At 43.9% G+C, this 16929-nt stretch carries 14 protein-coding genes; 7 read left to right on the forward strand and 7 right to left on the reverse strand.

The window, feature by feature from the left end; all coding sequences use genetic code 11:
* Positions 1-23: 23 nt before the first annotated feature.
* From bla to LZG73_RS03620, 3 genes are read right to left on the reverse strand one after another with little or no spacing between them, the layout of a single operon-like run.
* Positions 24-923 carry a class A beta-lactamase, subclass A2 gene (gene bla / locus LZG73_RS03610; protein WP_233846214.1) on the reverse strand — a complete coding sequence of 300 codons (900 nt, stop codon included), beginning with the start codon at positions 921-923 and terminating at the stop codon, positions 24-26.
* Positions 913-2157, reverse strand: coding sequence for a hemolysin family protein (locus tag LZG73_RS03615; protein WP_233846215.1), 1245 nt, complete (start codon positions 2155-2157; stop codon positions 913-915). The genes bla and LZG73_RS03615 overlap by 11 nt, the downstream gene beginning before the upstream one ends.
* Positions 2154-2393, reverse strand: a complete 240-nt coding sequence (locus tag LZG73_RS03620) for a hypothetical protein (protein ID WP_233846216.1) — start codon at positions 2391-2393, stop codon at positions 2154-2156. The genes LZG73_RS03615 and LZG73_RS03620 overlap by 4 nt, the downstream gene beginning before the upstream one ends.
* A 228-nt stretch (positions 2394-2621) precedes the next feature.
* Here LZG73_RS03620 and fbaA point away from each other — a divergent pair, with 228 nt between their 5' ends.
* On the forward strand, positions 2622-3701 hold the full coding sequence (gene fbaA / locus LZG73_RS03625) for a class II fructose-bisphosphate aldolase (protein WP_233846217.1): 1080 nt from the start codon (positions 2622-2624) through the stop codon (positions 3699-3701).
* 67 nt (positions 3702-3768) lie between these two features.
* On the opposite strand, the gene LZG73_RS03630 is transcribed toward fbaA, so the two are convergent.
* Entirely contained in the window at positions 3769-4146 is a 378-nt protein-coding gene (locus tag LZG73_RS03630) for a helix-turn-helix domain-containing protein (RefSeq protein ID WP_233846218.1), read from the reverse strand.
* 93 nt (positions 4147-4239) lie between these two features.
* Between LZG73_RS03630 and LZG73_RS03635 the strand changes: the two genes are divergently transcribed.
* From LZG73_RS03635 to LZG73_RS03645, 3 genes are all read left to right on the forward strand, one after another.
* The gene (locus LZG73_RS03635) at positions 4240-4872 is read left to right on the forward strand and encodes an NAD(P)H-dependent oxidoreductase (RefSeq protein WP_233846219.1); all 633 of its coding nucleotides are present in this window, start codon (positions 4240-4242) and stop codon (positions 4870-4872) included.
* Between the two features lie 60 nt (positions 4873-4932).
* Positions 4933-5640: a DsbA family protein gene (locus tag LZG73_RS03640; RefSeq protein ID WP_233846220.1), complete on the forward strand. Its 708-nt coding sequence runs from the start codon at positions 4933-4935 to the stop codon at positions 5638-5640.
* Between the two features lie 161 nt (positions 5641-5801).
* Positions 5802-8369: a DUF5686 and carboxypeptidase regulatory-like domain-containing protein gene (locus tag LZG73_RS03645; RefSeq protein WP_233846222.1), complete on the forward strand. Its 2568-nt coding sequence runs from the start codon at positions 5802-5804 to the stop codon at positions 8367-8369.
* Between the two features lie 2 nt (positions 8370-8371).
* Here LZG73_RS03645 and LZG73_RS03650 read toward each other — a convergent pair whose 3' ends face one another.
* Positions 8372-10225, reverse strand: coding sequence for a M1 family metallopeptidase (locus tag LZG73_RS03650; RefSeq protein ID WP_233846224.1), 1854 nt, complete (start codon positions 10223-10225; stop codon positions 8372-8374).
* A gap of 279 nt (positions 10226-10504) precedes the next feature.
* Between LZG73_RS03650 and LZG73_RS03655 the strand changes: the two genes are divergently transcribed.
* The gene (locus LZG73_RS03655) at positions 10505-10669 is read left to right on the forward strand and encodes a DUF1328 family protein (RefSeq protein WP_233846226.1); all 165 of its coding nucleotides are present in this window, start codon (positions 10505-10507) and stop codon (positions 10667-10669) included.
* 54 nt (positions 10670-10723) lie between these two features.
* On the opposite strand, the gene guaA is transcribed toward LZG73_RS03655, so the two are convergent.
* On the reverse strand, positions 10724-12253 hold the full coding sequence (gene guaA, locus LZG73_RS03660; protein ID WP_233846227.1) for a glutamine-hydrolyzing GMP synthase: 1530 nt from the start codon (positions 12251-12253) through the stop codon (positions 10724-10726).
* A gap of 181 nt (positions 12254-12434) precedes the next feature.
* On the opposite strand from guaA, the gene LZG73_RS03665 reads away from it, so the two are divergent.
* Together LZG73_RS03665 and LZG73_RS03670 are read left to right on the forward strand one after the other, a co-directional pair.
* Positions 12435-12626: a cold-shock protein gene (locus tag LZG73_RS03665; RefSeq protein ID WP_026628253.1), complete on the forward strand. Its 192-nt coding sequence runs from the start codon at positions 12435-12437 to the stop codon at positions 12624-12626.
* 298 nt (positions 12627-12924) lie between these two features.
* A complete protein-coding gene (locus LZG73_RS03670; protein WP_233846228.1) occupies positions 12925-15378 on the forward strand; it encodes a TonB-dependent receptor domain-containing protein in 2454 nt (817 codons plus the stop codon).
* A gap of 151 nt (positions 15379-15529) precedes the next feature.
* Here LZG73_RS03670 and LZG73_RS03675 read toward each other — a convergent pair whose 3' ends face one another.
* Positions 15530-16720, reverse strand: a complete 1191-nt coding sequence (locus tag LZG73_RS03675; protein WP_233846229.1) for a phosphoglycerate kinase — start codon at positions 16718-16720, stop codon at positions 15530-15532.
* Positions 16721-16929 lie beyond the last annotated feature (209 nt).

Raw genomic sequence — 16929 nt, forward strand, 5'->3', positions numbered from 1 at the left:
ATAAAGGCCGCCACAAAACCTATTTATTTTGCTGCATAATGGTCGAATGCTGCCTTGGAAACCTGCGCCATAACCGTTTCAATTGCTTGCAGTCCGGCGGTTGAATTTGAGACAAATAACACAATCGCGAAACTTTCGCCATTGGGCATTTTGACGACGCCAACGTCATTGACCGCCGCCATAAGGCCTTTATCATTGGTTCCGGATGTGCCGGTCTTGTGCGCTACAACCGCCTCTTTGGGCAATTGCCCCTTGATCCGGTTTAATCCTGTCGGGCCATCGATCATGATTTTGGTCAAAAAATCATGACTGGTTTTGGAAAGATTCTTTCCCTTGTAAAAAATATCGAGCAACTGCAACATTGCGCCGGGCTTGCACCAATTTGTATATTGAACATTCCAATCCTGCCCCATTTGCTCTTCGTTGGCCACAATCGCAATGTCTTTTACGCCCAAACCATGCACATAATCCTCAACAGGTTTGATCCCGCCCATCAATCGGAAGAGAACGTCGCAAGCAATGTTATCGCTTAGTGAAACCATGCTGGCAAGCAAGTCAGCAATGGTTAAATCGACGTTTCCATCTGGATATTTGTCCCTTAGTGGGCTGTAAGTTTTTAACTGAATGTCCTGTTTTGTGAGGTGATAAGGCTGGTTTAATGAAACTTTTCCCTTATCCACTTGATCCAGAACGGCCATTGCGATAGGAAACTTGAATGTGCTCAGCATTGGAAACTTGTGATCCGGGTTTAGGACGGTCGTTTCCTTGGTTTGTAAATTCAGGACTGCAACGCCTGTAATGCCGTCAATTTGCTTTGTAATGCGCTCTAACTCGCTTTTGAAATTTGTTTGTTGCGCTGATAAGAGATTGGGTAAAAAAAATACGCTTGCTAACAGAATGCTCCTTAATGTCCTAATTTTCATTTGGTTGCCTATTTCCTTTTTTAGTCTGATCACTCTTTTCTGCTTTCTTTTCTCTTTCCTCAATCGTTAATCTTACGAGTTCGATGCGTGTGTCCTGCATGGAAACGACCTGGAACGCATATGGGGGAATGCTCACGGTTTCATTCACTTCGGGCAAGTCGCCAAACGTGTCGATTAACATGCCGGCCAATGTGTCGTAATCACCCTCAGGAAGTTCCCAGCCATACTTTTCGTTCAAATAATCAAGCTCGTGACGCGCGCTGAGAATGTAAGTATCGTCGTCCAGTTTCCGCTCGGTCCAGTCTTCTGTGGAGTCATATTCATCCTGGATTTCTCCAAAAATTTGCTCGACAACATCTTCCACACTGACCAGTCCTGACGTCCCGCCAAATTCGTCCACAACCAATGCAAGACTTCTTCTTTCTTCCAAAAAACGAAGCATTAAGTCACTGGCTGGCATTGCTTCGGGCACTATCAGGATCGGTGTAATGATGTTACTGATCTCTTTTGGTTTTTTGAAAAGGGACAAGGCATGGCAATAACCTAGGACTTCATCCACGGATTCACGGTGGACAATGATTTTGGAATGGCCGCTTGTCAGGAATGCAGTTCTTAAATCTTCAATACTCGCATTCACATTAACAGCGGAAATTTCTGTTCGTGGAATCATACAGTCGCGAATCCGCAAATCCTTGAAATCCAATGCGTTGATAAACATTCGTTCTTCAATGCTGTGATCGTCGAAATCGGGATCGTCGGCAGAAATAGCATCGTCACGCAAAGAGGGCGACAAGATATTTTCCTTTACAAATGGCTCAACAACCCAGTAAAGTGGCGTTATGACCCATTCTGCGAAGCGAACGGGGAATGTAGAAAGATCTAATATTTTGGGAAACGCGCGTCCGATCCTGACCCAGCTCGAATAACTGGCCATCCAAACGACGATCAGCACGGCAAACATTCCGGCAACCAATGCACCTTCGTGAACGCCAAGATCCACCAAAAGCACCGGGTAAAACGTAGCAACCGCCAAAAAACAGCCCATTGCAATGGTCAGCAAACGAATCATGCGCAGCACGCGGCGCCAGTATAATGTCTGAAAAACCTCCTCAGATTTCTCGTGACGCAATGAGTAACGGTCGACAGAAATATCGAGCAAAACCGATCGCACGGCGCCATAATAACCCGCCAGGATAAAAAACACAACCGTTAAACCCAGGAATAGCATGCTCATTTTTTGGAAGATTTAACAGGCTTATTCTTTTTTATCTCAACTTTCATTTCGGCTTCTTTTTTGGCAAGTAATGACGCTTTCAAACGGTTGAACTGAAAAACGAGTAAACTCATAATGCTCAGCAACAGCAGCCAATAACTTTCAAACATGGTCGTCCTGCGAAATTCAAGCACCCACACCACAAAAAAGCCGAGTGCAAGGGCAAGGAGGATCGTTCTGGTAAGTTTGGAATTCATCAACAATTCTTTGGTAACACAATCATGCCCACAAATGGCGGCAAATTCAAAGATACGCAGATTGCGCCAAAACGATTATGAATAGATTAATCTTCGTCACAATCCATAATATACCATTGATATTTCCTCCATTTTCTCTAAAATACCTAACTTGCAGCGATTCCCGCACAGTTCTTTTTGTATAAAAGAATTGTAAAATTTATTCTTGAAAAAATATTCTTTATTACTATGAGCGAAACTACAAAACGCTTTGCGCCCGGTGTTGTAACCGGTGACGGAGTTAGCGAAATTTTCCGCCACGCCAACGAAAATAACTATGCCCTTCCGGCGGTTAACGTGGTAGGAACCAACTCAGTAAATGCAGTTCTTGAAACTGCCAAAGCGGTTAACAGCCCCGTAATCATTCAATTCTCGAATGGCGGTGCGATATTTTATGCTGGAAAAAGTCTTTCAAACACGGATCAGCAAGCTGCGATCGCAGGTGGAATTTCGGGTGCCATGCACGTGCACCAAATGGCTGCGCTTTACGGCATTCCCGTAATTTTGCACACAGACCATTGCGCAAAAAAATTGCTTCCGTGGATCGACGGTCTTCTGGATGCAGGCGAGCGTTATTTCGATCAGCACGGCATTCCATTGTACAGCTCGCATATGTTGGATCTTTCGGAAGAGCCGATTGAAGAAAACATTGAAATTTCCTCAAAATATTTCGAGCGCATGGCGAAAATCGGCATGACACTTGAAATTGAGCTTGGTGTTACGGGTGGCGAGGAAGATGGCGTGGATAACAGCGATGTGGATAGCTCGAAACTTTATACACAGCCGGAAGAAGTTGCTTACGCTTACGAAGAACTCTCCAAAATCTCTCCAAACTTCACGATTGCAGCAGCATTCGGAAATGTTCATGGCGTTTATAAGCCTGGTAATGTGAAGCTTGAACCGAAAATCCTTCGCAATTCGCAGCAATTCATCCAGGAAAAATTTGGCACGGCCGAGTTGCCGGTTAACTTCGTATTCCACGGAGGATCAGGCTCTTCACGCGAAGAGATCCGCGAAGCGATTGAATACGGTGCGATCAAAATGAACATTGACACCGATATGCAATGGTCAACCTGGGAAGGACTTTTGAAATACTACAAAGAAAACGAAGGCTTCTTGCAGACGCAGTTGGGTAACCCGAATGGCCCCGATTCGCCAAACAAGAAATACTACGACCCACGTGTATGGCTACGCAAAGGCGAAGAAAGCATGATCCAACGCCTGAAACTTGCATTTGAGGATTTAAACTGCATTAATCAATTGGGGTAATTTTTTTGCTCTTGATTGGTAGAGGAAAAGCAACCTGCGAGGGTTGCTTTTTTTGTGGGCACTCCCCTCACAAACTCATAATCCGATTGCGGTGCGCTTCGCCCCAGTTTCTTAGCACGTCAATGACGGGCATGAGGGTTTTGCCGTAATCGGTCAGGGTGTATTCGACGACTACCGGGATGGAGTCGTAGACTGATCTTTTGACAAGACAATTGGCTTCAAGATCTCTCAATTCTTTTGACAACATCTTGTCAGTAATGCCCGGAATTTCTTTCGCGATTTGGGAAAAACGCTTGTTTCCAAATATCAGCGAGACAATGATCGGCAACTTCCACTTTCCGCTCAACACTTCCAATGCATCCTGAACTGGCAACATACTTTTCGTGCAAACATCTTGCGTATGCACCCTTTTTCCGCTTTTAATTGGTGATTCTGTCGTTTCCATTTTGAACTTATTTCACTATCTTTTGGTATAGTACTTACAAATGTATAGTTTATTTATATAAGTTTGCATATCGAAATTAACAAAAAAATTGACATGAATAACCTCATAGAAGATCTTAACTGGAGATATGCTACTAAACGGATGAATGGACAGGCTATTCCGCAAGAAAAATTGGATACCATATTGGAAGCCATCAAGTTATCACCATCGTCGGCTGGCCTGCAACCCTACAAAATCGTGGTGATTGCTGACCAGGAAACGAAGGACAAAATATTCAAAGAAGCCGCTCCGCAACCACAAATTCCGTACGCTTCTCACTTACTCGTTTTCGCTGCCTGGGATAAAGTGACAGCAGAACAAATTACGGAATACATGAATCTGATCGCGACGACTCGTGGCATTTCTGTCGATTCCCTTGCCAAATTTCAGGAGAACGTCACTAACAGTGTACAGAGCCGTTCTGAGGAAGGAAATTTCAACTGGGCAGCGCGTCAGGCGTACATTGCGCTGGGGCATGCATTGGTTGCAGCCGCGACCGAACACGTGGATGCGACGCCTATGGAAGGTTTCAACAATGAGAAACTGGACGAAATTCTGGGCCTGACCGAAAAAGGTTTAAAAAGTGTTGTCATCATGACGCTCGGTTATCGCGATGCCGAGAATGATGGTTTGGCCAAAGCCAAGAAGGTTAGGAGATCGCGCGAGGAGCTTTTTATCTCGATATAAGTGAGAAAAAGGCGGCTTTGAACAGCATTGTTATTATTTGAATTAAACCAATTTGAAATCATGAAAGTTGAAATATGGAGTGATGTAATGTGCCCGTTTTGCTACATCGGCAAGAGGAAGTTTGAAACTGCATTGGAGCAATTCCCTCAAAAAGAAAAGATTCAGATTGAATGGAAAAGTTTTCAGCTTAATCCCGCGATGAAAACGCAGCCTGGGAAGAGCATTAATGAATATTTAGCAGAAGTGAAAGGCTGGTCACCGGAATATGCCGAGCAAATGAATGACCATGTAACGTCCATTGCTGCGGAAGTTGGTTTGGAATACAACATGGATAAAGCTGTGGTTGCCAATTCGTTTGACGCACACCGGTTTGTGCAATATGCCAAAACGAAGGGAAAAGGCGACGAGGCGGAGGAACAATTGTTCAAAGCCTATTTTACAGACGGAAAAAATACAGCTGATAAAGAAACTTTGCTTGAATTGGGTTCAGCAATTGGGCTTGACACAGCTGAATTGAGGTCAGTCCTGGAAGGAACTCAGTTTAGCGACCAGGTTCGGAATGACATTTATGAAGCGCAGCAAGTCGGTGCGCGCGGTGTTCCGTTCTTCGTTCTAGACCGAAAATATGCCGTTTCGGGCGCACAGCAACCAGAAACATTTTTAGGCGCATTGGAAAAATCGTTTTCTGAATGGGAAAAGGCTAACCCCGAACGTCTCGTGTCACTTGCCGACGGTGCCAATTGCACAGTGGATGGGCAATGTGATTGACAATCAACAAAATAAAATGTAAAGCAGTGTTCGACTTGACTCGTTCGCTGCTTTTTTTGTGCATTACAGCATTGGTACGGTTATATAGCGGAGTAAGCAGGACAAACAGTAATTTGTTCAAATTTGTGCTTATTGCAAATAAATGACAACCTAACACCTCTATGCGCCCTTTGTTGTTCCTATTGATTTGTATTGGATTACATTCTCAATTAAATGCTGGTGGAATCAAAGGACGCATATCAACAGGAAAAGGTGAAGCGCTCCCGTATGCTGGAATCGCAGTAACAGGAACGAGCAACGGCACCATGGCCAATGAAGAAGGCGCTTATGAATTCAGCCTTTCGCCTGGAAATTACGAAATCATTTTTCAATATCTTGGCTTCAAAAGTGTCTCCAAAAACATCACCGTTGGCAATGATTTTACCGAACTGAATGTCGTTCTGGAAGAGCAGGCGCTCAACTTGCAGGAAGCGACCATCGGAAAAGGAAAGGAAGATCCTGCATACAGCATCATGCGACGAGCCATTGCCAAAGCGCGTTTCCATCAATTGCAATTACGAGGATACACGGCCAAAGTATATTCCAGAAGCACGGCATTGCCTACAAAAATTCCATATCTCGTAGAACGTCGGCTCAAAAAAGAGGGCATTCAGGAGGGAAAAGCTATTCTGAATGAGAGTGTTGCAGAAATAAAATATCGCCGACCGGCGAGTTACACACAGAAGATTATTTCTACGCGCAACAGTCTCGATAACAGCATTCCATCTCCTAATGAATACATTCTAGCAAGTCTGTATAGCCCGGAAATTGCCGGGACAATTTCGCCGCTTTCGCCAAGGGCATTCGCTTATTACAAATTTGAATACGAAGGTTATTTTGAAGATCAGGGACAATTGGTCAACAAAATCAAGGTTATTCCAAAGGCTTATGGCGAGGGCGTTTTTAAGGGAAGTCTGTTCATTCTGGAAGATCGCTGGGCCATTCACAGCTATGATTTACAAACTACAACCAGCGGGCTAAACATTTCGGCCAAGCAGATTTTCAGTCCTGTTCAAAACATCTGGATCCCTGTTAATCAGCAGTTTCGCATTGACGGGAGTTATCTTGGCTTTGCCGGTGAATTTCGATATCTGGTTTCACTGACTTATCAAAAGCTCGATGTGGACCCGGGGTTGAAAGAAGACATTGTCATTGTTGATCACAAAAAAGAAAAGCCTGCGGATGGTTCCAATCGCAAAAAAGATTTGGAAAAATTGATCCAGGATCAAAAGGAATTTTCTACTAAAAACTTTCGGAAGCTGACAAAGGAATATGAAAAAGAGCAGAAAAAGGAAAATAAGCAGCAAGGCAACAGCGACCGCCTCGTCCGACAGGATTCCATCGTCATTGATTCCATGGCCAACAAACGCGACACGACTTATTGGCAAGCATTGCGCCCGATTCCACTAACCAAGTCGGAAGTGAGCAGTTATGTTTTGCAGGATAGCATTAAGGTTGTTAAAGATTCAATCAGAGAAAAAACACGACCTGATTCATTGACTTTCAAGCCGTTGCATTTGCTCACTGGCAACACTTATTCCATTGGAGATCGTGCGACTTTTTATTTCAAAAGTCCGATCCTGTCCATCACTTATAACACCGTCGAAGGAAATGCAATCAACCTTGTGACGGAATGGCAAAAGCGCTGGGGGAAATCCTATCAATTTCGGGTAAGTCCGCTGGTTCGTTATTCATTTGGCCGGAAACGCCTTTATGGCCAGCTCGAAACGGCCATCGGAAATAATAACTGGAATCTGGTGCTTACGGGTGGAGAGATGGCCAGCCAGATTAATAATAACAACCCGATTCCTGCGTTGCCCAACAGCATTGGTGCCCGGTTTTTTGACCGCAACTTCATGAAGCTTTATCAAAAGCAGTTTGGAAGAGCAGAATTCTCAATTCGCAATGTCGTCGATGTGCTGAGTTTCAATGCAGCGGTTGAGTATGAGCACAGAAAAGAACTTTTCAATCAGGAAAGTGCGCGGCCTATCTTTTTTTGGAGCCAATACAGCTTTACGCCCAACCGGCCGATTAACAAGGAACTGGCAAACACCGGATTCCCTGAACATGACGCCATGACCCTAGATCTGACTGCAACGCTGCGTCCGTGGCGCAGATATTTGATACGGAACGGTGAAAAACGTTATTTAAGGAGCAAGGGGCCATCTTTCAGCGTCAATTATAAAAGAGGAGTTGGCATTGCAGGCGATGTTGATTACTCTATGTTGCAAGGAACGGTCAGGCAAGATTTAAATCTGGGGCCGAGGAGTAATCTGGAATATTATGTGAACGGAGGCAGTTTTCTAAGCCGCAAACAAATGTATTTTCCCGATTACCGGCATTTTATGGGAAATGAGTTTTTCTTTCAATATGCATATCCACCCGATCAGTTTCGAATGCTGTCCTATTATGGATATAGCACCAAATCCTGGTTTTTTCAGGCGCACGCAATCTGGACTTTGCAGCGGTTTGCCCTTACCCGGATAGAAGCATTGCGGATCACCGGCATTTCAGAAACATTGCAATTGCATTATCTGAGAGCACCGACAATCCGCAATTACTCGGAGGTTGTTTATGGCATCGACAATATTCTACGCGTAATCCGCCTCGAAGCCGTCGCCCAATTCCACGGCAGCCACTTCATAAAAATGGGCTGGCGCGTGGGGACTTCTATTAAGTTTGGGAGGTAATCTTACCTGACTTTCTCTGCCCGAAACCTAGGCAACTCCTTCGTTATTGACGGATACGCATTATTATCTGGGTCAATGTCGGCCATTCTTTGGCTTGGGTCGATGACGATGCGTTCGATGTCTGCCAGGTTGCGGTCAATTGAGAATGTGTATTCGGGGTAAGTCCAGCCCCAGTCGGTCAAAAATGTTGTTTTGGAATATATTTGCTCAGATTTTTCGCCGCGCATGATCTCTAATGGAATGTTGAAGTTTTCCTGAGTGCCGTCCTTGTAACTTACTACAACATCCAACGGCATAGGCATTTGTCCTATTTTTGTCAAAACAACCGCGGTTTTTGCTCCATCAGAAACGACTTCTTTGATGCCGTAATCAATCGTTTTGGTTGTTCCTACAAAATCCTCCCAATACCAGTCCAATTCCAAACCAGACTCTTTTTCCATGATTCTTTTCAAATCGGTTGGGTTCGGATGCTTGAATTTCCATTCATTAAAATATCGCTTCATGCCTGTTTCAAGCTTCTGTTTACCAATGACATAACCAAGCTGATTCAGGAAGACAGCGCCTTTGGAATAACTGGCAATGCTGTAAGCACGGTTTGTGTTGTAATGATCAGCGTGGGTTGTAAGGGGCTCTTCAATTCCGGACTTTGCAAGATTGCGGTAACTGACAGTGCTGCTTCGCTGCGGATCATTTTTGGAGGGGAACAATTCGGCCATGACAATGTTTTGCGCGTAAGTTGTGAAGCCTTCGTCCATCCATGAATATTTGGATTCATTTGTCCCCAAAACGTGCTGAAACCAGCTGTGAATGGATTCATGAACGGTTACTCCTACCAATCCGCCTAAATTCTGGCGGCCCATGATGAGTGTTGCCATGGCATATTCCATGCCGCCGTCGCCGCCTTGAATGACAGAATATTGCTTGTAAGGATAACGCCCAAACTTCTCATTCATTATCTTGAAACAACGCACGGCAAGCGGCTCCATTTCCTTCCAAACGTTTGCCAATGTGTCTGTTTGATAGAAAAAATGCAGATCCAGATTGTCATCCACTTTCACGACATCGTGTTGGTAATCGCGATCCGCTGCCCACACGAAATCATGCACTTCGGGTGCGAGGAAATGCCAGGTGATTTTTTCGCCCGGCTTATGCGTCACCACATTTTTAGAATAACCGTGGCCTATTTTGTCAGGATTTTGCAAATAACCTGTTGCTGCCACGACATACGAAGCATCCAATGTAATCTTGACATCGAAATCACCCCAAATCCCGTAAAACTCCCTGGCAATGTAAGGGTTAGCATGCCATCCTTCATAGTCATATTCACTCATTTTAGGATACCATTGCGCCATCGAATAGTCAATCCCTTCGGAGTTGTCGCGGCCGGTTCTCCGGATCTGGATCGGAACCTGCGCTTCGAAAACCATCTCGAATGTATGCTGCGTTTTCGGAAGGATTTTTTCATTTAAAGTCACTTCCAGGATCGTCCCGACGACTTCGTATTTGACAGGCTTTCCATTGTGTTTTAATGACAAAACCTTCTCGTAGCCAATTTCAGAAGGAGTTAATTTTGCAATCCGATCTTTTACACGCGGGTCCGGATCGCTGATCGTCCTCGAACGAACGTCCATCTGACTTCCCGGCTGGAATGCATTAAGATATAAATGATAAAACACCTTGTGCAGCGTGTCGGGCGAATTGTTGCTGTAAATCAGCTTTTGTGTGCCTTTATACTGGTGTTTTGTTGCGTCAAAATCAACATCCATTTGATACTTTGCGCGTTGTTGCCAACGATCACTTTGTGCTGAAACATTCAAACTAATGATAGCGAACAACACGATAAAATTAAACTTCATGCGTACTTTTTTAAGATGGTTAGGTTGCAAAAAACAGTTTGTTTGATGATCAGGATTGCCCTTGTTTCTGTTGATTAAACGTGTGCTTGAAACTTATATTAAAGCGACTAGCTAATAATCGGAAATTTGGGCATCATTCTCCACATAAAAATGATCACTTTTCTTTGAATTTGACGGACAGGCTTACATTCAACCGCATTTTAGGCGGCGCTAGCTTTTGGCACATAATTGGTAAATATCATTTCATAATTCATTCATGAACTTAACCTTTTGTCAATTATGCTTAGATGGACTATCATTTTTCTGATCGTAGCAATTATAGCCGGAGTGCTTGGTTTTGGCGGAATCGCTGCCGGAGCAGCAGGAATTGCTAAAATTCTTTTCTTCGTATTTCTCGTGTTATTTGTATTGAGCCTTATCAGCCGCGGAGTCGGGCGATCCTGATTTGCTGAGAGCGATATTAAAAAAGCGGACACTGTCCGCTTTTTTTGTGTCATATCATTCCCATTCAATGGTTGCCGGTGGCTTCGAAGAAATATCGTAAACAACGCGGTTGACGCCTTTCACTTTATTAATAATGTCATTGGAAACTTCTGCAAGGAACTCGTAAGGCAAATGTGCCCAGTCAGCAGTCATCCCGTCAACAGAAGTTACAGCGCGAAGCGCAACAACGCTTTCATAAGTCCGCTCGTCGCCCATTACGCCAACGCTCTGAACCGGCAAAAGCATTGCGCCTGCCTGCCAAACATCTTTATATAAATTCCACTTCCGAAGTCCTCCGATAAAAATTGCATCCACTTCCTGCAAAATCGCCACTTTTTCAGACGTTATTTCTCCCAGAATACGAATCGCAAGCCCGGGACCCGGGAATGGGTGACGACCTAATATTTTTTCGTCAATGCCAAGCGTCCGTCCAACAGCCCTAACCTCATCTTTAAACAATGTATTAAGCGGCTCGACGATTTTGAGTTTCATAAAATCAGGCAAACCACCCACATTATGGTGCGATTTAATGGTCGCGGAAGGTCCGTTAATGGAAACAGATTCAATTACATCCGGATAAATTGTTCCCTGCCCAAGCCATTTCACGTCTTCGATCAAATGTGCTTCCTGATCGAAAATATCAATAAATGATCTGCCAATTGCTTTGCGCTTTGCTTCTGGCTCCGATAGTCCGTCCAATGATTGATAAAAATGCGATTTAGAATCAACGCCTTTGATATTGAGCCCCATATCCTGGTAAGAATGAAGCACTTGCTCAAACTCATCCTTGCGCAAAAGTCCGTTATCAACAAATATGCAATACAAATTTGAGCCTATCGCTTGATGAACCAATGTCGCAGCGACCGTGGAATCCACACCGCCCGAAAGCGCCATGACAACCTTATCGTTGCCAAGCTTTTTGCGAAGCGCATTAATCGTTTGCTCTACAAAAGATTCTGCTGTCCAATCCTGTTTGCAACCACAAATTTTGGCTACAAAGTTGTACATCAGCTTTTTACCCTCAGTTGTATGTGTTACTTCCGGGTGGAATTGAATGCCGTAAGTAAGCTCATTCTCGATTTTGAAAGCAGCAACTTTTACTGTTTCGGTCGAAGCAATGATATGAAAGTTCGCGGGAGCTTGTACAATGGTGTCACCATGCGACATCCACACCTGGGATGACTCGGACAGGCCGGCAAGCAAAGAAGAATCTGTATCGTCAATAACCAGACGGGCGCGGCCATATTCACGGTGTTGTGAAGGTTTTACGTCACCGCCAAGTTCCTGCGCCATCAACTGTGCACCATAGCAAACCCCCAAAACGGGAACAACTTTACGAAACTGATCTAAATCTATTCTTGGCGCAGTCGTATCGCGCACAGAGCAGGGGCTTCCTGAAAGAATAACACCTTTGATATTAGGAGTGAGATCGGGGAAATTGTTGTAAGGGTGGATTTCACAATAAACATTAAGCTCACGAACACGACGTGCTATCAACTGGGTGTATTGCGAACCAAAATCTAAAATCAGAATTTGCTCAGTCATATATAAATGCTATCTAAAACGCAAATGTAGGGAGATTGACCCAAATCAAAAAACCGGATTCAATCATTGAACAAGCGGCTGAATGCCTTGCAGTTTGCCGAATTTTAATTTTTTCAATGTCGACTTGTACAAACGCCGTCTTCTAGTTACCTTTACCTAAATTTTACAATATATAATTAATATGAATCAAGGAACAGTTAAATTCTTTAATGACTCAAAAGGTTACGGGTTTATTAAAGACACAGAAACAGGACAGGATTATTTTGTACACATCTCCGGTCTTGTTGACGAAGTTCGCGAAAATGACGACGTTACTTTTGACTTACAAGAAGGACGTAAAGGCCTTAACGCGATTAATGTTAAGCTTGCCTGATCGTAAGAACTTAATATAGAATTTGAAAGCCGCTTTTCACAAGGCGGTTTTTTTTTATGCCCGTTCGTCACTCATATCGGCATTTTACCACTTAAACTTTTTTTAGCCCTCCGTGCAACTTTGTTTCTTCCCTTTGTATCTATCGAACGGAAGTCAGGTACACGCTATCCGCTTAAATAACATAAAAACCACTTGTGTAATCTAAGGTTCTATGTTATACAAAGTACTTACTTTTACAATGTACCGGAAGGGAATGTAACGATCCCGAAACCCGGACATTGAACATAATCTATTAGCCATGAAATTTTTAACTCACCTAACTGTAGCATTGCTACTTGCTGGAACTTTTGTGCAGGCACAGACGGCTTCCAGTCCTTCCGGCAAGGGAAAAGTATCCGGAGCCATTTTGGACGAAAAGTCTCAGCCATTTCCGTTCGTCAATGTTTTATTATTAAAGGCGAGCGACTCAACTTTGGTAAAAGGACTTGCTGCCGATGAAAGCGGAAAATATCTTTTTGACCAAATTTCGAGTGGTAAATTTCTCACATTGGTGTCCATGGTCGGTTACCAAAAAAGTTACAGCGCAACCTTCTCTGTTAACGACGACGTTGTAAATCTCCCCACCATAACATTGAAAACGGACACACAGGCTTTGAACGAAGTGACTGTCGTTGCCAAAAAACCATTCATCGAACAACAGATTGACCGCACGGTTGTGAATGTCGAAAACAGCATTGTTTCTGCCGGAGCAACTGCACTGGAAGTTCTGGAACGTGCCCCGGGCGTAACCGTTGACCAGCAAAATGAACAGCTCAAACTCCGTGGAAAGGAAGGAGTAATTGTTCAGATTGACGGAAAACAGACTTTTTTATCTCAACAAGAACTCATCACCCTCCTACGCAACACGCCAAGCGACAACATTGAAAAAATCGAGCTGATCACCAATCCATCCGCTAAATACGACGCAGCTGGAAACTCCGGGATCATCAACATTAAGATGAAACGCAATAAGAATTACGGCACGAACGGCAACATCAACCTCGGCGCAGCATATGCACGCTACGGACGTTCCAATGCAACTGCGACGATCAATCACCGCGCTGGAAAACTGAGTTCATTCATCAGTGGAGGCGTTTTTCTAAACAAAGGTTTTAACAACAACGACATTTACAGAAAAATCCCGTTTGAAAACAAGGTTACCATTTTTGATCAAAAAACGGAGCGAACCAATAAGTCTCAATATTACAATGTTCGCGCGGGTGTCGATTACTTCGCAACGGAGAAAACAACGGTTGGTGTGCTGGTTTCAGGGTTTTACAATAATTGGAGTAACCCATTCGGGCAAACGAACACAAGAATCCTGAACGAAGATCTCAGCCTGCAACGCACATTCAGAACGGATGTTTTCAATGGCGGGACAATGAATAATGTGAGCGCAAACGCCAATTTGAAACACCAATTCAACGATAAAGGCAAGGAACTGACCTTTGATGTGGATTATGTCAATTACAGCGGCTCTAAAAAAAGCAATCTCGATACGCGTTATTTCAATCCGCAGGGACAAGAGGAAAATACGCGTGAGACGGTCAGAAATAATATGCCTTCTGACATTAACATCGGCGTTGCAAAGCTTGACTACGCACAGCCACTGGGAAAAGGAAAGTTCGAAACCGGCTTAAAAACAAGTTTTGTGGCTTCCGACAATGACATGATTTTTGAGACCAAAACAGATGACTGGGTGCTCGACCCAACACGTTCGAACCGTTTTAAATATACGGAAAACGTAAATGCCGCTTATGTGAATTACAACGGGAGCATTACCAAAAATCTGAAATATCAGCTTGGATTTCGTGGCGAGCACACACATTCCATTGGTAACTCGGTGACATTGAACCAAAAACGTGACCGGAATTATGTAAATCTGTTCCCAAGCGTTTTCTTGTCTCAAAACCTTGACACCAACAATGTCCTGAACCTTTCTTACAGCCGCCGCATTGATCGTCCTAATTACCAGTCACTCAACCCGTTCGAGTTTTATCTTGATCCTTACACATTCCAACGCGGCAACCCAAATTTGAAACCGCAATACACGAATTCCTTCCAGCTAGTACACGTTTACAAAAGCAAAATCAACACGACACTTGCTTACAGCCGCATCAAAGACATGATCGCTGATGAGCTTCCGCAGCAGATTGCTTCCGAGAACAAGACATTTGTAACATCGGATAACCTTGATAATCAGGACAATGTGAGCTTAACCGTTTCTTTCCCAGTAACATTTGCAAAATGGTGGACGATGCAAGCAAATTTCACCGGAGTCTACAACGCCTACAACTCAATTTACCTTGATCAGCAGCTTGAAATCAAGCAAGCTTCGTGGAATATGTATGCGAGCAACCAATTCACTTTGGGCAAAGGATGGTCCGCTGAGCTTTCAGGATGGTATAACAGCAGAGCGTTTTACGGATTGTATGCTGCGAAACCAATGGGCATGCTTAACGCAGGTTTACAGAAAAACATTTTGAGCAAAAAAGGAACAATTCGTTTGAATGTAAACGACATTTTCTGGACCAACCGGTTCAACGGAACGGCGATTTATAAAGACATTGATTTCAAAGTGAAGTCCGAATGGCCGAGCCGTCAGTTCAGACTGACATTTACTTACAATTTTGGTAATCAAAATGTAAAAGGCGCCCGCCAGCGCAACACGGGATCTGACGATCTTCAGAAACGTGCAAACGGCGGAAGTTAGTCAGGAATTCCGGCCAAGGCGGCGCGGCCTTCATTGCCAGCCGTTCGAGGCCCGTGTTCATAAATTAGTTAGGTTTGTTATGCAGAAAAACCATCCCGCAGCTTGCGGGATGGTTTTCTTATTTATACAAAACCGTAAAAAGAATCGAAAATTAAGCCTCTAATGCTGCAACGCCTGGAAGCACTTTGCCTTCCATATATTCAAGCAATGCGCCGCCGCCTGTTGAAACATAACTAACGCGGTCTCCATAACCTGCATTGTTGATCGCAGATGCTGAATCGCCACCCCCAATCAAAGAAAATGCGTCGTTTTCCTCAGTCACAGCAACGACTGATTCGGCGATTGCATTGGTTCCTTGCGCAAAGTTAGGGAATTCAAAAACACCCATTGGACCGTTCCAAAGCACAGTTTTAGAATTTTTGATAACTTCTGAGAAAATCTTGATTGTTTCAGGACCAATGTCCAATCCCTGCCAATCGTCGGGAATTTCACCCGCACTAACGATTTTGCGCTCTGCGTCATTGCTGAATTTATCTGCAATCACTGTGTCAACCGGCAGGATCAAATTCACTCCTTTTTCCTTCGCTTTTTTAACCAATTCCAAAGTGAGCTCCTGCTTATCAGCCTCTAACAGTGACTGACCAATGTTTCCACCTTGTGCTTTTGAAAATGTATAAGACATTCCGCCTCCAATGATCAGGTTATCCACCGTGTCAATCAGACGCTCGATGATCAAAATCTTATCTGAAATTTTAGCACCGCCCATAATTGCTGTGAATGGTCTTTCAGAATGTTCCAAAAGTCGTTCAGCATTATCAAGCTCTGCCTGCATTACGTAACCACAAACTTTATCCTGGAAAAATTTCCCGATTACAGCCGTGGAAGCGTGTGCACGATGCGCCGTTCCAAAAGCGTCCATCACCCACACATCACCCAGTTTTGAAAGCTTTTCAGCAAAAGCTTCGTCGCCTTTTTCCTCTTCCTTATAAAAGCGCAGGTTTTCCAAAAGCAAAACTTCGCCTGGTTTCAATGACGCGGCAAGTTCCGTCGCGCTGGCGCCAATGCTGTCATCGGCAAACTTCACCGTTTTGCCAAGAATCAAAGACAGCGGGTTAACCAGGTGTTTTAGAGAATACTTTTCGGTCGGCCCATCCTTCGGGCGTCCCAAATGTGACATTAGGATAACGGCGCCTCCATCGTTCAGAATCTTGCTGATAGTCGGGATCGTAGCTTTGATCCGGGTGTCGTCCGTGATCTCAAACTTGTCATTTAGCGGGACGTTGAAGTCCACGCGGACTAAGGCTTTTTTGCCGGAAAAATCGTACGAATCTAATGTTGTCATGGGCAGGTAAAATTGTTTTCCATAGGCCGCAAATGTAATCCAATTTCTTTATTATATACTATGAATTTAAGAATTTACAGCATTTGTAATAGGTATAATGCAATTTATACTGTCAATTTTTCAATAAAATAATACAAACGGCGAAATTTTCATTTTGACTCATAAGTCGGCATTAGGACATAAAAAGTCAATAATATTTAGCCGCTTAA

Source organism: Dyadobacter sp. CY326, from assembly GCF_021390515.1.
Taxonomy (GTDB): domain Bacteria; phylum Bacteroidota; class Bacteroidia; order Cytophagales; family Spirosomataceae; genus Dyadobacter.

What these genes read in the sequence shown, in the direction of transcription:
- LZG73_RS03615 (WP_233846215.1), bottom strand. Translation starts at nt 2,157, where the DNA reads ATGAGCATGCTATTCCTGGGTTTAACGGTTGTGTTTTTTATCCTGGCG.
- LZG73_RS03670 (WP_233846228.1), top strand. Translation starts at nt 12,925, where the DNA reads ATGAAATTTTTAACTCACCTAACTGTAGCATTGCTACTTGCTGGAACT.
- LZG73_RS03635 (WP_233846219.1), top strand. Translation starts at nt 4,240, where the DNA reads ATGAATAACCTCATAGAAGATCTTAACTGGAGATATGCTACTAAACGG.
- fbaA (WP_233846217.1), top strand. Translation starts at nt 2,622, where the DNA reads ATGAGCGAAACTACAAAACGCTTTGCGCCCGGTGTTGTAACCGGTGAC.
- LZG73_RS03630 (WP_233846218.1), bottom strand. Translation starts at nt 4,146, where the DNA reads ATGGAAACGACAGAATCACCAATTAAAAGCGGAAAAAGGGTGCATACG.
- LZG73_RS03655 (WP_233846226.1), top strand. Translation starts at nt 10,505, where the DNA reads ATGCTTAGATGGACTATCATTTTTCTGATCGTAGCAATTATAGCCGGA.
- LZG73_RS03645 (WP_233846222.1), top strand. Translation starts at nt 5,802, where the DNA reads ATGCGCCCTTTGTTGTTCCTATTGATTTGTATTGGATTACATTCTCAA.
- LZG73_RS03620 (WP_233846216.1), bottom strand. Translation starts at nt 2,393, where the DNA reads ATGAATTCCAAACTTACCAGAACGATCCTCCTTGCCCTTGCACTCGGC.
- LZG73_RS03640 (WP_233846220.1), top strand. Translation starts at nt 4,933, where the DNA reads ATGAAAGTTGAAATATGGAGTGATGTAATGTGCCCGTTTTGCTACATC.
- bla (WP_233846214.1), bottom strand. Translation starts at nt 923, where the DNA reads ATGAAAATTAGGACATTAAGGAGCATTCTGTTAGCAAGCGTATTTTTT.
- LZG73_RS03675 (WP_233846229.1), bottom strand. Translation starts at nt 16,720, where the DNA reads ATGACAACATTAGATTCGTACGATTTTTCCGGCAAAAAAGCCTTAGTC.
- LZG73_RS03665 (WP_026628253.1), top strand. Translation starts at nt 12,435, where the DNA reads ATGAATCAAGGAACAGTTAAATTCTTTAATGACTCAAAAGGTTACGGG.
- LZG73_RS03650 (WP_233846224.1), bottom strand. Translation starts at nt 10,225, where the DNA reads ATGAAGTTTAATTTTATCGTGTTGTTCGCTATCATTAGTTTGAATGTT.
- guaA (WP_233846227.1), bottom strand. Translation starts at nt 12,253, where the DNA reads ATGACTGAGCAAATTCTGATTTTAGATTTTGGTTCGCAATACACCCAG.